The sequence below is a fragment of the Rhizobium sp. P1_E6 genome, from assembly GCF_056405875.1.
Genome location: NZ_JBFUBG010000005.1, coordinates 89,318 through 109,600 on the forward strand (window position 1 = coordinate 89,318; position 20,283 = coordinate 109,600).

Sequence of the window (20,283 nt, forward strand, 5' to 3'; positions counted from 1 at the left end):
TCGACTGCTCCAGCCTATACTTACCAAGCAGATCGGCAGAAGGATTATCAGGGGCGCGCGTTCGTGACGCGGCGGCGTTTGGCTTCTTCGTATTTCAGTTCGATATAGCGCTTGGCATGGGCCGCCAGCGGATCATTGTCGGTCCACGTATCACGCCAGATTGCGCAGGCGAGCGAAAGGCCTTCATCGACAACAGCAGTCGAAAAGCTTTCGAACACGATGTCGCGCTTGTAGTCGATATCCAGCAGCGCGTCGAAGATGAGATCGAAATTGATGACGCCGTCACCAAGATAGCCGCGGTTACTTTCACCGATGTGGAAATAACCGATCTTGTCACCGGCGAGCCGGATCGCAGCAGCCGGATTTGCCTCCTCGATATTCATGTGAAACGTGTCGAGATGCAGTCGGACATGGTCCGATCCGGTGTCTGAAATGAACTTCAAGCCCTGCGCGGCCGTATTCAAAAGGTTCGTCTCGAAGCGGTTCACGATCTCCAGGACGAGATCGACCTTCGCATCCCTCGCGATATCGGCAGTCGCGGCGATAGCGGCGACACTGTTGTCCCAGCCCTTCCTCGTCGGCTGGCGGTTGTACTTGGTGTGCGCAGAATAAAGGATCCCACCGAGCTTGTTTCCGCCGATGTCACGGACCGCACGCACGGCATCGGCCAGCGTCTGCCTGCCGGCGGATACCGCAGCGGCATCCTCGCTCGAAATATCCTTGTCGATCGGCAAGCCCATCGTCACGCCGATCTCGACATCGAGCGATTGCGCGAGCTTCGCCAGACGGTCGAGATTGAACTTCTCGGGGCGGAGATAAGCGAATTCGATTGTGCGATATCCGTGCTCGGCCGTTTTGTTAAGGGCCATTTCGAGCCCTTCCTGCGTTTGGCCGCCTGTCCATACAAATGAATGGATACCCAATCGGCGCATGGCCTTTTTCCTCCGCTGGAAGCCTTCCGTTGCGCCACAGCTATGTCATTTAGTATGGTAAAGCAACAAATAAATTTACTATTTATAATTTTGCCTTTGCGAGAAAATTCGTTGCGTTGCAGCATTTTATTTTAGGAACTTTGCATCTGTTACTTCGTTAAGAATTAGTTCCCACAAAAATCAACGACATAGCCGACATATTTGCAGGTTTAGACAACAAATATTGCATGGCCGTCCTTTTTCGTCTACACAATGGCTCGGCGAAATGATCTCGCTGCTATCTGGGAGGATTGAAATGAATTACGCTCTGAAAGCCAGCGCGCTTGCGCTGACGCTCAGTCTCGCCACCGCCGCTTCGCCGGCATGGGCAGACTTCTGGTCCGACGCCGGCGCCAAGTTCAAAGGCGTGACCTTGCACGGCGTGACCGAAAGCACGCCGCCATCCAACTACATCAAGAACGTGCTCGCGCCGGAATTCGAGAAGAAGACCGGCATCAAGGTCGAAATCGAGACGACGTCCTGGGATCAGATGTACGACAAGGCCATCAAGGACATGGAGGCCAAGACCGGCATCTACGACATGGTCTATATCGAGCAGGACATCATCTATTCATATCTGTCCCGGAATTTCCTCGTCAACATTACCCAGACGCTCAAAGATCAGGCGGATCTGAAGGCGCCGACCTACGACGACGCGAACTTCACCAGCTTTGCCGACTACTTCAAGGACAAGAAGGGCGATCTCTTTGGCGTACCGATGGAAGCCTTCCTGAAGACCTACCTCTATCGCAAGGATCTTTTCGACGATCCGAAGATCAAGGAGGCCTTCAAGAAGGAAACCGGCAAGGACCTCAAGCCGGCGACCACGCATGAAGACTACACTCAGATCGCCGAATTCTTCACCAAATACGGCAAGGATAACGGCATTGAGCTTTGGGGCACCACCGCCCAGGCCCATACGGGTCACGCCGCGTCCTGGTACGAATATTTCGAATCCATCGCGCCGACCTTTGGCGTCTACAACTGGGGCATCGACGCCAGCAACAACTACGCAGCGACGGTCGAGCATGGCGGTGCGATGAACAGCGACAAGGCGAAGGCCGCGCTGAAATACTGGCTGCACCTGCGCGACATCGCTCCGCCTGAATCGACCCAGTCGACCTGGACGGAAACCGCGACGACATTTGCCGCGGGCCGTGTCGCTCAGGGGCTGATCTACGGCGAGAACGCGGCATGGATCGCAAGTGATCCTGCGCAGTCGAAGGTGGTCGACAAGGTTGGCTTCGCTCTGCCGCCGCTCGAGCCGGGCGTCATGGAGGACGCAACGTCGGGAAAGGGTTATATCGGCTATTATGACGGCGGCGCCTTCGGCCTGCCTATTACATCCAAGAACAAGGAAGCAGCTCTGCTGTTCCTCGAWTTCATGGGTCAGAACGACGTGCAGCCCGACTGGGCCATCGCCGCGCCGCGCATCACCAACAAAGCGACCTTCGACGATCCGAAGGTCAAGGCGATGGACGTCAAGCTCGGCGGCTTCTACACGATGCTGAAGGACGAGGGCAAGCTGTTCGCCGGCGCTCCCCCGTACCCGTTCCACGCTCAGGTGCGTGAAGCGACCACGCCGATCTTCTTCGACATCCTGACCGGCAAGATTGCGCCCGACGAAGGGCTCGACCAGATGGCCGCCAAGACGGAAGAAGAGCTTACGTCGCTCGGCTATCGCAAATAAATCATCCTCCCCACCTTGGCGGGTCGTCTTCGCACGGCGACTCGCCTCTTTCCCGGCTCGATAGGCCCCCAAGGGTGCCAAAGAGGATGAGGCAATGCATTCACAAAAGCTTGGATGGCTGTTGCTGTCACCGACGATCCTGATCCTCGGGCTCTTCGGCATCTTTCCTTTCATCTACGTCGTCTGGGTCTCGTTTCACCAGTGGAACCCTTTCGCCGCTAATCCACTGATGGTCTTCAACTGGGCATCGAATTATCGAACCCTCGTCTTCGACCCACAATTCCTGGCCTCTCTTGGCATCACCATTGCATTCGTCTTTTTCGCGGTCGTGTCCGAACTCGTGCTCGGATACGTGCTCGCGCAGGCGCTGATGAAAGACTTTCCGGGAAAAGCCTTCTTCCGCACCATCCATACCCTTCCTCTGATCATGGCACCCATCATCGTCGGGTCTGTGTGGAAGCTGATGACGACGCCGTCGATCGGCATCATCCCCTATCTCCTGCGAAGCTGGTTCGGATACGACCTGAACATCGGCCAAAGCGCCACCGCGGCCTTCGTCATCACCATCATCATGGACGTCTGGCACTGGACGCCGCTGGTCACCCTCTCTCTGATCGCCGCACTGGTCTCGCTTCCGCCTGACCCCTTCGAACAGGCTCAGATCGATGGCGCCGGCAAGAGCCAGATCTTCTGGCACATCACGCTCCCGCTGATCCGCCCTGCCCTCCTGGCCACGGTGTTCATCAGGCTCATGGACGCGCTGCGCACAGTCGACGAAGTCCTGATGCTGACCGGCGGCGGTCCGGGGTCGGCGACGCGCTACCTCGGTGTCCACATCTTCAAGGAAGTCTTCCCCAAGACCAACTACGGCTACGGTTCGGCGATCTCCGTCGTCGTACTCTACCTCACCATCGTCGTCTGCTGGCTGCTCTATGTCGGCCTGATTGCTCCCCGCGCGAAGAGAGGCTGAGGCGATGAACCGACATAATCCCTGGCTTTCGGTTCTCATGTGGACGCTGATAAGCTTCGCAACCCTTTTTCCGATCTACTGGCTCTTCGTCATATCGGTAAAGCAGCCCTTCGACCTGTTCTCGACGCCCGATGTCGTGCTTCGGAGCTTCTTCTGGAAAAACTATCAGGACGTGCTGACGAACGAGACCTTGCGGCGATACATGCTCAACTCGCTGATCATCTCGTCAGGCAACGCGATCCTGGTGACGACCCTCGGCTTTCTTGCCTGCTACGCGCTGACGCGCTTCGATCTTGCGGGCAAGGAGAGCATCTTCTTCTGGACGATCACCAACCGCATGGCGCCACCGGCAGTCTTCCTGCTGCCGCTCTTCCTGCTCCTAACGCAGGTCTACAGGATCGGCGACTTCACGCTGGCGGATTCCCGCCTGGGTATGATCCTTGTCTACTGCTCCTTCAACCTTCCCTTCGCCATCTGGACTCTGCGTCCGACGGTGGAGAGCATTCCGAAGGAACTGGATGAGGCTGCCTATATGGACGGCGCAAGTCCCTGGATGGTCCTCTACGACATCGTCTTTCCCTTGGCGCGACCGGGACTTGCAGTGACACTCATCCTCACCTGGGTCTTCGCGTGGAACGAATATCTGCTTGCCGCCACACTCACCAACTTCAACGCCCGCACGCTGACAACCGGCCTGTCGGAATACGTGACGACGACAGGGACGGCCTGGGGCATCATGGCTGCGATCTCCATGCTGACATTGATCCCGGCGCTCATCGTCTTTTCGGTGGTGCAGCGTCACATCGTTGCCGGCCTGACCTTCGGCGCAGTGAAAGGATAGCAAGATGGCTTCGGATACTCGAAACAACGAAAAACAGCCGGGCTTCCTGCCGATCGAGACGAACTGGTTCGACCGGCTGTTCATCTCGGTCGTGATCTGGGTCGCGCTCTCCCTGCTCTGGATGCGGTTCATCGAACCGTTCGGGCTCTCGGTGTGGTTTGCGGCGGCTATCTCCGCCGTACTCGGCGCCTACATCGTCTGGAAGGGGTGAGCCGGTGAGCTTTGTCAACAACATCAAGACGCAAGCCGTGCTGGATTAGGGAGAAGAGACATTGGCAAACGTACAGGTCAGCGACGTCACCAAGAGGTATGGCGCTCTTCAGGTCATGCACGGCGTCAGCGTCGACATAGAAGATGGCGAGTTCGTCGTGCTGGTCGGCCCCTCCGGCTGCGGCAAGTCCACGCTGCTGCGCATGATCGCCGGTCTGGAGACTGTCAGCAGCGGCGATATCCGCATCGGCGGCCGCGTGGTGACCAATGCTCCGCCGAAGGAGCGCGATATCGCCATGGTCTTCCAAAGCTATGCGCTATACCCCCACAAGACGGTCGCCGAGAACATGGGCTTTCCGCTGAAGATGGCGAAACGACCGAAGTCGGAGATCGACGAAAAGGTCGGCAGGGCAGCTGCGATCCTCGATCTGACGCGCTATCTCGACCGTTACCCGAAACAGCTGTCGGGCGGACAGCGGCAACGCGTTGCCATGGGCCGAGCCATCGTCCGCGACCCGCAGGTCTTCCTGTTTGACGAGCCGCTGTCGAACCTCGATGCCAAGCTTCGCGTTACCATGCGCGTCGAAATCAAGGAACTGCACCAGCGGCTGAAGACGACCACCGTGTATGTTACGCATGACCAGATCGAGGCGATGACGATGGCCAACAAGATCGTCGTCATGCGCGACGGAAGGGTGGAGCAGGTCGGCAAACCGCTTGATCTCTACGACTTCCCTGCAAACCTCTTCGTCGCCGGCTTCATCGGCAGCCCGTCGATGAACTTTCTCCAGGGCAAGATCGCAACCCGGGACGGAAAGCAGGTTGTCATCACCGATCAGGGTGTCACCCTTCCCGTAGACCGCGTGAATGCAGAGGAAGGCAAGGCCGTGACCTACGGTATTCGCCCGGAACACATAACCATTGGCGATGACGGTATTCCGGTGGAAGTGTCGGTGTATGAGCCGACAGGTTCCGAAACACTGATCTTCGGCCGTGTCGGCGGAGTGCCGATCGATGCGCTGATCCGTGAGCGCATTGAGGTCGAACCCGGCCGGACGCTGTATTTTCATATTGATCCGCGACGGGTTCACGTCTTTGATCAGGCAACAGGACAGCGATTGTAAGGCGAGGAACAAATGAATTTCGAAGGCAAAAAAGTGATCGTCACCGGTGCCGGCAAGGGCATCGGTCGCGTTGTCGCAGAGATACTGGTCAAGCGTGGGGCCAAGGTTACGGCACTCACCAGAAGTGCTGACGATGTCGTTTCCCTACGTAAGGACCTTGGTTGCGGGGCCCTTCAGGTTGACCTTGCCGACGCAAAGGCGACGCGAGAAGCCGCGCGCGCCGCACTTCCGGCAGATTTCCTTATCAACTGCGCTGGAACGACCGAACTGCAGCCCTTTCTCGAAACCACGGTCGAAGCCTTTGACCACCTGATTGCCGTCAACACGCGCGCCCCGATGATCGTTGCGCAGGAATATGCACGGTCCTTGATCGAAGACGGCCGCCACGGCGCCATCGTCAATGTATCCTCCGTTGCCGCTTTCGTCGGCATCCCGGATCATGCAGCCTATTGCGCTTCGAAGGGCGGCCTGGACGGCCTGACGCGCGTCATGGCGAAGGAACTGGCACCGCAAGGCATCCGGGTAAACGGCGTGCATCCGACGGTGACGCTGACGCCGATGGCGATCAAGGCCTGGGGCGATCCGGAGAAGGCCGCCGGAATGCAAAAGCGCATCCCGGTCGGCCGGTTCGCAGAACCCGAGGACGTGGCAGAGGTGATCCTCTTCCTGCTCTCCGACGAAGCCGCGATGGTCAACGGCATCTCCATGCCTATCGATGGCGGCTACATGATCGCGTGAGACCGTATTGCCCGGCCGAACGCGAACTGTGCGATGAAAAGCGCGGGACTTCTGACGATACGCATATGCGAACCCCGTTGGGGCCGGGACGGATCAGCCGCCGGAAGCAATCTTCCTGGCGGCGTTGATCTGTTTGCGGGCACCGGATCGTAAGTGCGCGGTTTCCGCTCCAGCGATGACGAAGGCAAAGCCGAATTTCAGAAGTTCACCGGCACGCTCACCGTCATTGGCAAAAGCACAAGCAAACTTGCCATGTGCACGGCAACGGGCAACGGCATGTTGCATGGCGCTGTCGATCTCGGCGGCATTCGGCGCCACCTGATCCCCGTTCGATAGAGCAATGGAGAGATCCGACGGGCCGACAAAGATGCCATCGATGCCAGGCACGCCAAGGATATCATCGATAGCTTCGAGCGCTGCGCGTGTCTCGATCATGGCGATTGCCACCGTCAGATCATTGGCGTTCCTGAGATAGTCGTCACCCGAAAGGCCGGTATGGTTGAGGGCCAGCGAAGGACCCCAGCTGCGCTCGCCGACCGGCGGGTATTTGGTAGACCTGACGAAGGCCCTCGCATCCTCGGCCGAATTGATCATCGGCGCGATGACACCTGAAGCTCCGGCATCGAGCAGACGCGAGGCAGAGGCGAAATCGCCGACCGGAATGCGGGCAAGCGCCGGCTTGCCGGTCACACGCACATGGCCGACAGCGGCAGCTGCAGACGGCAGGTCCCACATGCCGTGCTGCATATCGAGTACAACAGCATCAAAGGCTTCCTGGGCCAGATGATTGACCAGCAGCGGATCTGGAATGCCCACCCAAGCGGAGATCATCGCGCTTTCAGGGTTCCGGATCCGGGCTGAAAAGCCGTCGATGTCAGCTGCACTCATGGCATTCTCCTCAGTTCAACAAGCCACCAATGGCCATGTATTTGACCTCGAGAAACTCTTCGATGCCGTATTTCGAACCTTCGCGGCCGATGCCGGATTGCTTCACGCCGCCGAAAGGAGCGACCGCCGTCGAAATGAGTCCCTCGTTGATACCGACAATGCCGAATTCGAGAGCCTMGGCAACCCGGAAGATGCGGCCGACGTCACGGGCATAGAAATAAGCAGCGAGACCGAAGGGCGTATCGTTCGCCATTTCGATTGCCTCTTCCTCTGACTTGAAGCGGAAAAGTGGGGCAACCGGACCGAACGTCTCGTCCGAGAAGATTTCCGCCTCGCGGGAGACATCCGAGAGAATGGTGGGCAGATAGAAGTTGCCGCCGCGCTCATCACGCTTGCCGCCGGAAACGATTTTGGCGCCGCGCTTGACGGCATCCCCGACATGCGTCTCGACCTTTTTGACCGCAGCTTCATCGATCAACGGGCCGAGAGTGACGCCCTCCTCCATGCCGTCGCCGAGCTTCAGTTTGGCAACGGCGGCTGCAAGCTTTTCGGCAAAGGCATCATGTACCTTGTCCTGTACGAGAATGCGGTTGGCGCAGACGCAGGTCTGCCCCGTATTGCGGAACTTGGAGCCCATGGCACCCTTGACCGCCTCGTCGAGATCGGCATCGTCGAAGACGATGAAGGGCGCGTTGCCGCCAAGTTCCATACTGGTCTTCTTGATGGTCGGCGCACATTCGGCAAGCAGCTTGGCGCCGACCGCCGTGCTGCCGGTGAAGGTGAGCTTGCGCACCTTCGGACTGCCGGTAATCGCAGGGCCGGTTTCAGACGAGGGGCCGGTGATGACGTTGCAGACGCCGGCCGGAAAGCCGGCTTCTTCCGCCATGACGGCCAGCGCCAGCGCCGAATAGGGCGTCTGGCTCGCCGGACGGATGATGCCGGTGCAGCCTGCCGCCCAACCGGGCCCGGCCTTGCGGGTGATCATTGCCGAGGGGAAATTCCAGGGGGTGATCGCCGCAAAGACGCCGATCGGCTGCTTCTGCACAATCAGGCGTCGGCCGGCAACCGGCGATGGGATCGTGTCGCCATAGATGCGCCTCGCCTCCTCGGCGAACCACTCGATAAAGCTCGCGGAATAGACGACCTCGCCACGGCTTTCGGAAAGCGGCTTGCCCTGCTCGATCGTCATGATCGCCGCGAGATCCTCGATATTCTCGTGCATCAGCTCGGCGAGCTTCCAGAGATAATTGGCGCGCTGCTCAGCGGTCAGCGCCGCCCATGCCTTCTGCGCTTTATAGGCAGCGTCGATCGCGCGGTTCGTCTCGACGGCGCTCATGGCCGGTACGGTGCCGATCACCTCGCCGGTCGCGGGATTGGTGACATCGTAAGTGCGGCCGCTATCGGCCTGCACCCATTGGCCGTCAATATAATTCGCTTCGCGAAAAAGCTCCGAGCGGCGGAGCTTGTAGCCCGAAAGTCTATTGCTCATGACTGGATACCTTCCATGAAACGCGGCCGCCAGGGATCAGGCGGCCGGAATATTTTCGTCATCAGGGGCGAAGTTCGATCCCCGCAACGCTTCGCAAACGGCGCGGGTCACATCCGCCGTGGTTGCCTTGCCACCAAGATCTGGTGTGAGAATGCCGGCTGCACAGACCTGTTCCACTGCCGAAATCAGTATCTTTGCCGCAGTCACCTCGCCAAGGTGTTCCAGCATCAGCGATGCTGTCCAAAAACTTCCGACGGGGTTGGCGATACCTTTGCCGGTGATATCGAAAGCCGAACCATGGATCGGCTCGAACATCGAGGGGAACCGGCGCTCCGGATCGACATTGCCAGTTGGCGCGATGCCGAGCGAGCCGGCGAGCGCGGCCGCCAGATCAGACAGGATATCGGCATGCAGGTTGGTTGCAACGACCGTGTCGATACTCTTCGGTTTTGCGACCATGCGGAAGGTCATCGCGTCGACCAGTTCCTTGTCCCAGGTCACATCTGGGAAATCCTTGCCGACCTCAGCTGCAATCTCGTCCCACAGCACGAGACCATAACGCTGGGCATTGGACTTGGTGACGACGGTCAAGAGCTTGCGCGGCCGCTTCTGCGCCTCGCGGAAGGCAAAGCGCATGATGCGCTCGACCCCACGGCGCGTGAAGATCGAGGTCTCGGTCGCCACTTCCTCGGGCAGGCCGACATGGGCGYGGCCGCCATGGCCGGAATATTCGCCCTCGGAATTTTCGCGCACGATCAGCCAGTCGAGATCGCCTTCCTCGACACCCCTCAGCGGGCTCTTCACGCCGGGGAAGATGCGGGTCGGGCGGATATTGGCGTACTGGTCGAGACGCTGGCAGATCGGCAGGCGAAGGCCCCAAAGCGTCACATGATCGGGCACGTCAGGCGCGCCGACAGCGCCGAAATAGATGGCATCGGCTTGCTTGAGCAGAGACAGGGCGTTGTCCGGCATGAAGGCACCGGTCTTGCGATAGCGCTCGCTGCCCCAGTCATAGGGCTCGATGTCGAGCGCGAAGGTGCCACTGCGGGCGGCCAGTACGTCGAGCGCTTCGAGGCCGGCGGCGATGACTTCGGGGCCGATGCCGTCGCCCGGAACGGAAGCGATGCGGTAGCGGCGGAGCGGGGTATTGGTATTGGCGTTCATGATATCCCCACTAATCGTCAGATGAGGCCGCCATTGAGCAGCAGTATCTGCCTGCTAATCATGCGGCTGTCGTCGCAGGCAAGAAACAGGCAGGCATCGGCCAAATCCTAGACCTTGATCTCCTCGGGAATGCATTGCAGCTTCACTCCGTCGGCGATCCTGCTTTCATGGCTGTTGAGTTCTTGCACAGGCTGCCAAGATTCCCAACAATATTGTTGCGATATCCGCTGCCCGCGTATAGGGCGCAAAGACATGGTGGAAACATGCGACAGGAGACAGCGTGGATCAAATCGAGACGCAGGATGACACCTCATCCTTAGCCCGCATCGAGCGGATCGTGCGCAGCCTTGAGGAAGAAATCGTGCTCGGGCGGCTGAGGCCGCGCGAGCGTCTGCTCGAGGAGGAACTGGCCAAGCATTTCGATGCCAAGCGCCATGTGATCCGTGCCGCACTCGCCGAACTGGARACGATGGGCATCATCGTGCGCCAGCCCAACAAGGGTGCGGCAGTGCGCGATTTCTCCCCACTCGAGGTCGAACAGATCTACGACGTTCGGCTGCTTCTCGAAGGCCACGCCGCCTTGATCATGCCGCTGCCGGCCGCCCCTGAGGTGCTGGAAAAACTTCGTGTGATCCAAGCCCGCCACAGCAAGGCCGTTGACGACCACGAGCCGCGCGTGGTTTTTCGCGCCAATCTGGAATTCCACCGGGTGCTCTTCGGCGCCTGCGGCAATCCCTATCTCGCCGAGCAGATCGATGCGCTGGCCTCACGCGCCCATGCGATCCGCTTTCACGCGATCGTCGATGAAAGCCTGGTCAACCGCGCCCGCGAGGAGCACGGTCTGATGATCGACTATATGGAAAAAGGCGATCGAGAAAAGCTCATCGAGATCGTTGGCCATCATATCCTACCGTCGAAGGAAGCCTACCTACGGCTGGCGAGCACGCAATGGGCGCATCCGTTCCGCTAAACCTCACTCAATGCAGCCCGCCGACGCCGAGCAGCCGTTCCACGGCATCGTGATCCGCCGTTAGTTCCGACGGCGTGCCGGTCCAGGCGAGCCGGCCGCGTTCAAGAATGATAACGCGATCGGCAAAATCAAGCGCGCTCTGGATACGTTGCTCGACAAGCAGGATGGTTACATCGCCAGCCTTGGCGAGTTCGCCAAAAGCCGCCATCAGTTCCTCGCAGATGACAGGCGCCAGCCCCTCCAACGGTTCATCAAGCAAAAGTACGGACGGGCGACCGAGAATGGTGCGAGCCGTCGAGAGCATCTGCTGCTCCCCGCCGGAGAGCTGATTGCCGAGGTTCCTGCGCCTTTCCTTCAGCCTCGGGAACATCGCATAGGCTTCTTCCAGCGCCGTCTTCGGGCGCCCCTTCAGACCGACGAACAGGTTTTCCTCTACAGTCAGCGTCGGGAAGACGCAGCGTGCCTGGGGTACATAGCCGAGGCCGCGCTGGGCGCGCGTGGCACTCGGCACATCTGTGAGATCGGTTTCGCCGAGCCTGATGCGCCCGCCATATCGTTTCGTCTGGCCGGCCAGCGTTGCAAGCAGCGTCGTCTTGCCCATGCCATTTCGACCAAGAATGGCGAGACGGCAGCCTGATGGCGCCGAGAAGGACACGCCTTCCAGCACCTTGGTCGGACCGTAGCCGGCGGAGAGGTTTTCAACATCAAGCGACATGGCTGGCATTGGCATAGCTCCCCAAATAGGCCTCACGGACACGGGCGTCCTTCGTCACCTCGGACGGTGAGCCGTCAAAAATGATCGCGCCGGCCGCCAGCACGATGACCCGCTTGGCGAAACGGAAGACGAGGTCCATGTCGTGCTCGATCATCAGCACGGCGAGATCGGCTGGAAGATCGGCAAGCGCCTGTTCGATACGGCCGGTATCGCTTTGCGGCACGCCGGCCGCCGGCTCATCGAGCAGCAACACCTTCGGCTTGAGCGCAAGCGCCAGCGCGATTTCCAACAGCCGCTGCTGGCCATAGGCGATCTCGGCGACCTTGCGATGCATCAGCGGTCCGAGGCCGAGCTTGTCCAGCAGCTCATCGACCTCTGCCATGACATCAGGCATGGCCAAAAAATTGCCAATGAGGCGACCGGTTCGTCCTTTCCGGCGCAGGACAGCAAGCGCGACATGTTCGGATGGAGTCATATCCTGGAACAAGCGCGTGACCTGGAACGAGCGAACGAGCCCACGCCTCACGCGACCGATGGCGTCCACTCTCGTCACCACCTCACCTGCAAGCCGCACCTCGCCGGAGTCGGGCGGCAGATTGCCGGTAACCAGATTGACGAAGGTCGTCTTGCCGGCGCCGTTCGGGCCGATCAGGGCGATGCGATCGCCTGATGACATGGAAAGCGACACGTCATTGGTCACAGCCAGACCGCCGAAGGCTTTCTTCAGATGGGCGACTTCGAAAACGACGCTCATGAGCGTGGCTCCTTGCTGCGGGCAATCAAGGTTGCAGCCGTGCCATAAAGGCCCTTCGGTGCGAAAAGCACGACCGCTATCAACAGGGCGCCGATCATCGTCAACCAGTGAAAGGGATTGGCCGCGGAAACATAGTCTTCGAACAGCATGAAGATGACAGTGCCTGACAGCGCACCGAAGAGCGACCCCGTGCCGCCCAGCACCAGCATGACCAGCGCTTCTGCCGATTGCGTAAAGGACAGGCTGTCGAGGCCGACGACCTGGGTGGAGATCGCGTTCAAGGCACCGCCGACACCGGCGACAGCACCCGAGAGCACATACATCTTTGCAAGGGCCGCCTTCGGCGATGCGCCGATGGCACGGATGCGCAACGGATCCTCCTTGATGCCGCGGCAAAGCATGCCGAAGGGCGAGCGCACGAGAAGCCGCAGCAGCATGAAGACGATCAAGAGCAGAGCGACACCGAAGCCGTAGGCAGTGCGGCCATAGAGATCGAATTCGAACATGCCGAAGATCGGATCGGGCGAAATGCCGGATAGGCCGTCGCTGCCACCGGTCCAGGACGACGCCTTGTTGGCGAATTCATGGAAGAGGTTGATCAGCGCAATCGACAGGACGAGTTGCGGCAAGCCCTGAGCACGAAGGATGACGGCGCCGCAGATGAGGCCTGCGATCGCTCCGCCCAAAATGCCGGCGACCGTCATCAACAGCGGATCGTTGATGCCGTAATGGGCCGAAAGAATGCCGGCCGCATAGGCACCAGAGCCGAAGAGCGCAGCATGGCCGAGGGTCGCAATACCGGCATAGCCGGTGACGAGATCGAGCGACAGCACCAGGAGGGCGATGCCGATAATGCGCGTCAGCAGCGCAAGATTGTCCGGAAAGGCGAAGTATCCAATGACAGCGGCAACAATGATAACGGCAAGACCGGCAAGATCGCGGCTGAGCGCACTGCGCCGGCGCTGGATCAGGATTTCCTTGTCGTGCATGGCGAGCGTCATTTCGCCCTCCCGGCAAGGCCGCGGGGAAAGACGCAGATGATGGCGATGACAGCGAGATAGAAGAAGAATTCGCCGAATTCCGGCATGAGATAACGTCCTGTCGTATCGATCGCCCCGAGCAGCAGGCAGGCGATCAGCGCGCCGGGGATAGAGCCCGCACCACCGACCGAGACGACGACGAGGAACGTCACCATGTAGCGCAGCGCATAATAGGGCTCGACCGGCAGAAGCTCGGCACCGACGACACCGCCGAGCGCGGCGAGGCCAACAGCAACACCGAAGCTGACGGCATAGATGATCTCGGTGCGCACGCCGAGGGCGGCCGCCATGGGCGCATTATCGACCGAGGCGCGCAGCTTCACACCGAAGCTTGTCCGGTCGATCACGAACCAGAGGCCGAGGGCGACAGCCAGACCACAGACGATGGCAAAGAGCCGGTGAACGGGAATGGTGCGGAAGCCGAGATCGGCTGATCCCTGCAAAGCCTCGGCAAGCGGAATGGTCTTCAGCGTCGGCCCCATGAGATAGTTGGCAATGCCGATGACACAGAAGGTGATGCCGATCGTCATCAGCACCTGCGTCAGTTCCGGCGCGCCATAGATGCGCCGATAGAGGAAACGCTCGATCGGAATGGCGATGAGAATGGTCACGGCAACTGCAGTGATGATTGCGACCGCATAACCGAGCCCCAGATCGCGGGCGACGTAGGAAGCCACATAGCCGCCGATCATCGCGAAGGCGCCATGCGCCAGGTTGACGACGCGCATCAGCCCCATCGTCACCGAAAGGCCGATCGATATGACGAAAAGCACCATGCCATAGGCAAATGCATCCACGGCTATGCTGAAGACTGTCTGCATGGAACTACCCTGCGTTAATGCGGCGGACCCTGCCGGAAGCCGGCGGAAGATCTCTGCCGGGTCCGTCGCATGTCTCTTTCGAAAAGAGTGACCTTTACTTTGCGGCCGCAAGGCCCGGATCACCCTGCTTTTCGAAGGTCTGGACTTCCTTATTGATGTAAGTCCCATCATCGGTCTTGGCGACTTCGCGCAGATAGATGTTCTGCGTGATGTGGCGGCTTTCCGGATCGATGGAAACCGGGCCGCGCGGGCTTACCCAGGAGAGGCCCTTCACCGCATCGACGGCCTTCTGCGCATCCTGCTTGCCGTCTGTCGCCTCGATCATCTTGTAGATGACATACATGCCGTCATAAGCACTGACGGCCGGGAAGGAGAGCTCCGCCTTGTTGCCGATCGCCTTGGAGGCCGCTTCGACGAACGTCATGTTTTCCGGCGAGCCGTGCGACACCGCGTAGTGGAAGGTCGTCTGGATGCCGAGGGCCGCATCGCCGAGCGCTGGCAGGTCGGATTCCTGCGTCAGGTCGCCGGGCGCAAAGAACTTGACGCCGGCAGCCTTGAGGCCGTTTTCATTGTAAGCCTTGACGAAGCCAAGCGTCGTCGGACCCGACGGCAGGAAGGCGAAAACGCCCTGTGCGCCGGAATCCTTGATGCGCTGCATGATCGGGCTGAAGTCATTGGTCGCGAGCGGCATGCGGATCGCCTCAACCACCTGCCCGCCAGCCTTCTCAAAGCCCGCCTTGAAGGCGTTTTCGGCATCGATGCCCGGACCGTAATCGCTGACGACGGAGATCACCTTCTTGACGCCAGCATCAAAGGCGACCTTGGCGATCGGCGTCGAGGTCTGCCAGGTGGTGAAGGATGTGCGCACGACAAGCGGGCTTTTGGTGACGATCGCCGAGGTGGCGGCGTTCATGATGACCATCGGCACGTTGCCCTGCTTCAGGATCGGCGTCACTGCCATCGCATCTGGCGTGAAGTAGAAGCCAGCGAGATACTGCACCTTTTCCTTGACGATCAGTTCCTGCGCCAGCGCCTTGGACTGGGCCGGATCGGCCTGCGGCACGTCCCGGTAGACGATTTCGACCGTGTCATTGCCGACCTTGTTGCCGTTCAGCGCCATATAGGCATCGATACCGGCTTTGAAATTCTTGCCCTGGAGGGCAAACGGACCGGAAAACGGCCCGATTACGCCGACCTTGATCGTGTCGGCATACGCGGTCCCGCCAAGGACCATAGCCGCGACGGCAGCGATAACCAGCTTTTTCATTGTTGAAGTTCCTCCCTTTGTCAAAGGTGCCGCCCTCTATGGTATCGGCACCGGTCTTAAATCATCCCGTCAGAACGGCAATCCGACGTAGTTTTCCGCAAGTGCCGTCGAAGCGGCGCGGGAATGCGTGAGATAGTCGAGTTCGGCCTCCTGGATCTTCTGGTCGAAATCGCCGGTATCCGGGAAACGATGCATCATCGTCGTCATCCACCAGGAAAAACGCACCGCCTTCCAGACCCGTGCAAGCGCTTTCTGCGAGTAGGCGTCGATGCCGGCGCTCGAGCGAGCGTCATAGAATTCCCTCAAGCCTTCGAACAGATAATGCACGTCGCTCGCGGCAAGGTTCAGCCCCTTGGCACCGGTCGGCGGCACGATATGGGCAGCATCGCCGACAAGGAACAGTCGGTCGAAGCGCATGGGTTCGGCCACGAAGGAGCGCAGCGGCGCGATCGACTTTTCGAAGGACGGCGCAGTCTTCAGCGCTTGGGCATGATGGGTCGGCAGGCGGCGGCGCAATTCGTCCCAGAAGCGGTCGTCGCTCCAGTCCTCGACCTTCTCATCGAGGGAACACTGGATGTAATAGCGGCTGCGGGTCGCTGACCGCATGGAACAGAGCGCAAAGCCGCGCGGGTGATTGGCATAGATGAGCTCGTGATTGACAGGGGCGACATCGGCAAGCAGGCCAAGCCAGCCGAAGGGATAAACTTTCTCGAAGGTCCTGATCGCCTTTTCCGGAACCGCCTTGCGGCTCGCCCCGTGAAAACCGTCGCAGCCGGCGATGAAATCGCAGTCGATACGATGGGTGACGCCATCCTTCTCATAGGTCACGTAAGGCGAGCTGTCGAAGTCGTGCGGCGTTGCATTGGCAGCGTCATAGACCGTCAGGGCGCCGCTTGCCTCGCGCGTAACCATCAGGTCGCGCGTTACCTCGGTCTGGCCGTAGACGGTGACGCGCTTGCCGCCGGTGAGTTCGTAAAGGTCGATGCGGTGATCGCGCCCGTCAAATGCCAATGAAAAGCCGTCGTGCGGCAGGCCTTCGGCATGCAGACGGGAAGCCGATCGCGCCTCATCCAGGAGGCCGACAGTGCCCTCTTCCAGCACACCGGCGCGAACGCGGCCGAGAATGTAGTCCTTGCCCACCCGATCGAGAATGACATTATCGATGCCGGCTTCCGTCAGAAGCTGGCCGAGCAGCAGACCCGAAGGTCCCGAGCCGATGATGGTGATCTGGGTGCGCAATTGCTTCCTCCCTGCAATTTTGCGTTTTGACAATTCTGCCGCGTCGCGCCCGAAGCAACAATGGACTTTCCCACCTAAAAATTGCACAAATCGAACATTAGAATGGAAGGAAACTCATGATGAGGCATGTGCCGACCTATGAGCTCTATGGGGAAACATCAGGCAATGAACCCGATTTTTGGCTGCATTGCGAAACGATTCCCTCACGCAGCAGCCTGCACCATTGGGAGATCAAGCTGCACCGGCATGCAAGTTTCTTTCAGATATTGTACATCGATGCCGGCGCCGGCGATGCAGTCTTCGGAGAGCGGAGCCACGCGATCCAGCCACCGGCAGTCGTCACGGTTCCTCCAGGCCTAGACCACGGCTTTCGTTTCTCGCGGGATATCGACGGCCTCGTCATCACAATGCTGAGCGCCAATCTCAGCCATCTTCCGGGCGACCGCAGCAGGCTCGGCGAGTGGCTTGCTGTGCCGCACCTCACCCCGCTCGATCCGGAAGATCCCGACGCCGCCTATCTCATGCAGAGCCTCAAGCGGCTGGGCGAAGAATATCGCAACAATCGCAGCGGCCGCAGTGAGCTTCTCGCCTCCTATGTCGATATCGCGCTCAGACTGACGGTGAGGATTTCCTACCAGGAGGATGCCAGCCAGTTCCCGGCAGATGAAAACGAGCGGCGGATGGAGCAATTGAATGGCCTCATCCAGCAGCACTTCCGCTCCCACAAGCCGGCTTCCTTCTACGCCAGGGAAGTCGGCGTTTCACCGACGCACCTCAACCGCATCGTCCGCTCGATGACGGGAAGGACGGCCCACGAGCTGATCGCCAGCAAGCTCATCGACGAGGCCAAACGTGAACTCGTCTTCACACTCGCGAGCATGCAGGAGGTCAGCTATCGGCTGGGCTTTGCCGACCCGGCCTATTTCTCCCGCTTTTTCCTCAAACATGCGGGCGAGACGCCCAAGGATTGGCGCAAGCGGGAAAAGAACAGGCTTGAACGAGCCTAAGCCGTGCGGCGCGCCGGCGCGTCCTGCAGGAATTCCTCGATGAAGCGCTTCTGCAGGAGAATGCCATCCCACTCGTCCGCAAAGAACGGCGAGTCATAGATCAGCGTGTAGGGTCCTGCATAACCGGCCTTCTCGCACATCTCCAGGCAATGGCGATAATCTGCAGCATCGATGCCGGAAGCATCATAGTTGGCTTTGGCATGGCAGATTTCCGCACGCCGCATGATATCCGCAAGGCCTTCGTATTTTCCGGGTGCCGCCCAATTTCCGAGGTCACCATTCAGACCCACCTTGCCGCCGATCTCGTCCAGCAGCCAGTTCATTTCCTTCGGCGACGGCAAAAGGGCAAACCAGTTTTCGGTAACGACGCGCACGCCGCTTCCCTCCGCCTGTCCCGCCAGCCATTTCAGATGCTGCGCGGAGCGCGCAAGGTTTTCCTCAACAGGCGCCTGCTTGCCGGCGATAACGCGGATGCGCTCGGCACCGAGAGCCTTTGCGATACCGATCCAGCCGGCAATCCAGTCTATGTCGCGTTCCGCCGTCTCGGCGTTGCTGGGATCGCCGTCTTCGACCAGCAGCGTCTGGAAAAGAATTTCGGACGCCTTCAGCGCATCGCGCATTTCACCAAGGTAGGAGGCGTCAAGGCTCGGCAAATGGAAGGAGCAGACCTCCAGCCGGCCAAGCCCACGCTCGGCGAGCATGCGCGGCACTTCGAGCAGGCTGACCGTGGCCGGCCCGTAAGGCTCCTGGCGCGCCGCGCTTTTCTGCGGATCGGGGCTATAGCGGTAGGTTGCACCCAGCATCCGGTGAAGCGACCACGTGGACACCGCAAACCGGCCGTTCTGCAAAGCCTGCATCTTTCATCTCCTCCCATTTCCTCGGGAGGACATTGGCAAGAATGGCGGGCGGCATCRAGCCCGCAATCACCTAGATCCGGTCATCGCGGATGACCGCTTCGGCCGAAAGCGAAACGGCAAGCAGCGCTTCGTCACGGTTTGCCGGTGCCGACAACAGGAAACCGACCGGCATATCCGCCTCGCCGCGGCCGCAGGGAATGGAGACGCCGCACCAGTCCAGGAAATTACCGAGCGCAGTATTGCGTAGCGTCTTGCCGTTCGTCGCAATGAAAAGCTCATCGTCGCGCTCCAGCGCTGCGATCGGCGGCGCCACATGGGCGACCGAAGGAAAGGCGATCAAGCGGTTACCGACCAACCGTTCGACATCGGCGATCAGCCGGGCACGCGCAGCAAGAATGGTGATATAGTCAGGCATGCTGGTTTTCTCGCCCAGGCGCGTGCGCATGACGACGCGATGGTCCATGCGTGCGGCCTCCTGTCCCGCCAGCCGTTCGCGATGGAGAGCGAAAGCTTCCGCAGTGACGAGAGCACCATATTTTGCCATCAGTGCCAGGATCTCATCGAAAGCCGGGATTTCGACCGGACTGATATGGGCACCTGCGGCACGCAGGCGCGCGACACCACCTTCAAAGGCTTCGGCCACGCCGGAACCCAGGCCGTCGAACACGACATTCCCGGGGATGACGATCTCCACGCCCCGCAGGGGCTGCCGAGTGATGGCGGACGCCGTCAGTCCGCGCATGGCAGCGTCGATCCAGACGGCGTCCTGCACGGACCGGCAGAGGGGGCCAAGCGAGTCGAGGCTCGTCGAAAGCGGGTAGACGCCTTCCATGGCATAGCGCCGGCGGGTGGCCTTGTAGCCGACAATACCGTTCAGGGCGGCCGGAATACGCACCGAGCCGCCGGTATCCGTGCCCATTGCAACCGGCACCAGGCCTGCGGCAACAGCCACGCCGGCGCCGGAGGACGAACCGCCGGGGATACGTGGCTCATCCTTGCTGGAGGGATTTTCCGGCGTGCCGTAATGCGGATTGATGCCGAGGCCGGAAAAGGCGAATTCGCTCATATTGGTGCGGCCGATGGCCACCATCCCGGCATTCTTCAAGGTCGTGACGATGACGGCATCCTGTTTGGCAGGCGCATTACCCGCCAGAACAACCGAACCCGCCGTGGTTGCCATGCCCTCAATGTCGAAGAGATCCTTCCAGGCGATTGGAATGCCGTCGAGGACGCCGAGGGAACGCCCGTCGCGAACGCGCTTCGAAGACGCGTGTGCTTCCTGCATCGCCCGCTCACGCAACAGGACCGTGAAGACAGCCCTGTCGGCGTATTGATCGATCCGGTCGAAAAGCGCCTCGGCAATAGCCACAGGATCGGCCTTGCCGCCCTGGATGAGAAGAGAAAGCTGAGCGATCGACATCGCACCGAAAGAAAGGGCCATGAAGGAGAGTCCTGTGGAAAACAAATAGGATTTACCGCCTATCATTTCGCGCGACCAGCCCTTGCACAGCTTTTCACGATGATTGGT

Annotated in this window: 20 protein-coding genes; 8 read left to right on the forward strand and 12 right to left on the reverse strand. The window is 60.1% G+C overall.

Annotated features, from left to right (window positions below):
* Positions 1 to 47 precede the first annotated feature (47 nt).
* Positions 48 to 932 (reverse strand): sugar phosphate isomerase/epimerase family protein, encoded by an 885-nt coding sequence (locus AC1D35_RS05085; protein WP_113307830.1) that lies wholly within the window; start codon positions 930 to 932, stop codon positions 48 to 50.
* A gap of 295 nt (positions 933 to 1,227) precedes the next feature.
* Here AC1D35_RS05085 and AC1D35_RS05090 point away from each other — a divergent pair, with 295 nt between their 5' ends.
* The 6 genes from AC1D35_RS05090 (at position 1,228) to AC1D35_RS05115 (ending at position 6,544) form a co-directional block, all read left to right on the forward strand.
* On the forward strand, positions 1,228 to 2,661 hold the full coding sequence (locus AC1D35_RS05090; protein WP_477938297.1) for an extracellular solute-binding protein: 1,434 nt from the start codon (positions 1,228 to 1,230) through the stop codon (positions 2,659 to 2,661).
* A 94-nt stretch (positions 2,662 to 2,755) separates the two neighbouring features.
* Complete coding sequence (locus AC1D35_RS05095) at positions 2,756 to 3,631, forward strand: carbohydrate ABC transporter permease (RefSeq protein WP_113307831.1); 876 nt, start codon at positions 2,756 to 2,758, stop codon at positions 3,629 to 3,631.
* Positions 3,632 to 3,635: 4 nt separating this feature from the next.
* Positions 3,636 to 4,472 carry a carbohydrate ABC transporter permease gene (locus tag AC1D35_RS05100; protein WP_113301696.1) on the forward strand — a complete coding sequence of 279 codons (837 nt, stop codon included), beginning with the start codon at positions 3,636 to 3,638 and terminating at the stop codon, positions 4,470 to 4,472.
* Between the two features lie 4 nt (positions 4,473 to 4,476).
* Positions 4,477 to 4,683: a DUF2160 family membrane protein gene (locus AC1D35_RS05105; protein ID WP_113307832.1), complete on the forward strand. Its 207-nt coding sequence runs from the start codon at positions 4,477 to 4,479 to the stop codon at positions 4,681 to 4,683.
* A gap of 61 nt (positions 4,684 to 4,744) precedes the next feature.
* Positions 4,745 to 5,806 (forward strand): ABC transporter ATP-binding protein, encoded by a 1,062-nt coding sequence (locus AC1D35_RS05110; RefSeq protein ID WP_477938298.1) that lies wholly within the window; start codon positions 4,745 to 4,747, stop codon positions 5,804 to 5,806.
* 12 nt (positions 5,807 to 5,818) lie between these two features.
* On the forward strand, positions 5,819 to 6,544 hold the full coding sequence (locus AC1D35_RS05115; RefSeq protein WP_477938299.1) for an SDR family oxidoreductase: 726 nt from the start codon (positions 5,819 to 5,821) through the stop codon (positions 6,542 to 6,544).
* Positions 6,545 to 6,637: 93 nt separating this feature from the next.
* Here AC1D35_RS05115 and AC1D35_RS05120 read toward each other — a convergent pair whose 3' ends face one another.
* The 3 genes from AC1D35_RS05120 to AC1D35_RS05130 are packed head-to-tail and all read right to left on the reverse strand — an operon-like array spanning position 6,638 to position 10,085.
* Positions 6,638 to 7,432, reverse strand: a complete 795-nt coding sequence (locus tag AC1D35_RS05120) for an aldolase/citrate lyase family protein (protein WP_113301692.1) — start codon at positions 7,430 to 7,432, stop codon at positions 6,638 to 6,640.
* Between the two features lie 10 nt (positions 7,433 to 7,442).
* Positions 7,443 to 8,921 carry an NAD-dependent succinate-semialdehyde dehydrogenase gene (locus tag AC1D35_RS05125; RefSeq protein WP_477938300.1) on the reverse strand — a complete coding sequence of 493 codons (1,479 nt, stop codon included), beginning with the start codon at positions 8,919 to 8,921 and terminating at the stop codon, positions 7,443 to 7,445.
* A gap of 36 nt (positions 8,922 to 8,957) precedes the next feature.
* Positions 8,958 to 10,085, reverse strand: a complete 1,128-nt coding sequence (locus AC1D35_RS05130) for a tartrate dehydrogenase (RefSeq protein ID WP_477938301.1) — start codon at positions 10,083 to 10,085, stop codon at positions 8,958 to 8,960.
* A gap of 280 nt (positions 10,086 to 10,365) precedes the next feature.
* Between AC1D35_RS05130 and AC1D35_RS05135 the strand changes: the two genes are divergently transcribed.
* Positions 10,366 to 11,055: a GntR family transcriptional regulator gene (locus AC1D35_RS05135; protein WP_477938302.1), complete on the forward strand. Its 690-nt coding sequence runs from the start codon at positions 10,366 to 10,368 to the stop codon at positions 11,053 to 11,055.
* A 7-nt stretch (positions 11,056 to 11,062) separates the two neighbouring features.
* Here the strand turns inward: AC1D35_RS05135 and AC1D35_RS05140 are convergent, their stop codons facing one another.
* From AC1D35_RS05140 to pobA, 6 genes are all read right to left on the reverse strand, one after another.
* On the reverse strand, positions 11,063 to 11,779 hold the full coding sequence (locus tag AC1D35_RS05140; protein WP_477938303.1) for an ABC transporter ATP-binding protein: 717 nt from the start codon (positions 11,777 to 11,779) through the stop codon (positions 11,063 to 11,065).
* Positions 11,760 to 12,524 carry an ABC transporter ATP-binding protein gene (locus AC1D35_RS05145; protein ID WP_477938304.1) on the reverse strand — a complete coding sequence of 255 codons (765 nt, stop codon included), beginning with the start codon at positions 12,522 to 12,524 and terminating at the stop codon, positions 11,760 to 11,762. Before AC1D35_RS05145 ends, AC1D35_RS05140 begins: the two co-directional genes overlap by 20 nt.
* Positions 12,521 to 13,525 carry a branched-chain amino acid ABC transporter permease gene (locus tag AC1D35_RS05150; RefSeq protein ID WP_477938305.1) on the reverse strand — a complete coding sequence of 335 codons (1,005 nt, stop codon included), beginning with the start codon at positions 13,523 to 13,525 and terminating at the stop codon, positions 12,521 to 12,523. Before AC1D35_RS05150 ends, AC1D35_RS05145 begins: the two co-directional genes overlap by 4 nt.
* Positions 13,522 to 14,385, reverse strand: coding sequence for a branched-chain amino acid ABC transporter permease (locus tag AC1D35_RS05155; RefSeq protein ID WP_477938306.1), 864 nt, complete (start codon positions 14,383 to 14,385; stop codon positions 13,522 to 13,524). Before AC1D35_RS05155 ends, AC1D35_RS05150 begins: the two co-directional genes overlap by 4 nt.
* Before the next feature lie 94 nt (positions 14,386 to 14,479).
* Positions 14,480 to 15,652 (reverse strand): ABC transporter substrate-binding protein, encoded by a 1,173-nt coding sequence (locus tag AC1D35_RS05160; protein WP_477938307.1) that lies wholly within the window; start codon positions 15,650 to 15,652, stop codon positions 14,480 to 14,482.
* Between the two features lie 69 nt (positions 15,653 to 15,721).
* The gene (gene pobA / locus AC1D35_RS05165) at positions 15,722 to 16,891 is read right to left on the reverse strand and encodes a 4-hydroxybenzoate 3-monooxygenase (protein ID WP_477938308.1); all 1,170 of its coding nucleotides are present in this window, start codon (positions 16,889 to 16,891) and stop codon (positions 15,722 to 15,724) included.
* A gap of 116 nt (positions 16,892 to 17,007) precedes the next feature.
* On the opposite strand from pobA, the gene AC1D35_RS05170 reads away from it, so the two are divergent.
* Positions 17,008 to 17,898: a helix-turn-helix domain-containing protein gene (locus AC1D35_RS05170; RefSeq protein ID WP_113508270.1), complete on the forward strand. Its 891-nt coding sequence runs from the start codon at positions 17,008 to 17,010 to the stop codon at positions 17,896 to 17,898.
* Here AC1D35_RS05170 and AC1D35_RS05175 read toward each other — a convergent pair.
* The gene (locus AC1D35_RS05175) at positions 17,895 to 18,755 is read right to left on the reverse strand and encodes a sugar phosphate isomerase/epimerase family protein (protein ID WP_477938309.1); all 861 of its coding nucleotides are present in this window, start codon (positions 18,753 to 18,755) and stop codon (positions 17,895 to 17,897) included. The genes AC1D35_RS05170 and AC1D35_RS05175 overlap by 4 nt on opposite strands.
* A gap of 70 nt (positions 18,756 to 18,825) precedes the next feature.
* Positions 18,826 to 20,196 (reverse strand): amidase, encoded by a 1,371-nt coding sequence (locus AC1D35_RS05180; RefSeq protein WP_477938310.1) that lies wholly within the window; start codon positions 20,194 to 20,196, stop codon positions 18,826 to 18,828.
* Positions 20,197 to 20,283 lie beyond the last annotated feature (87 nt).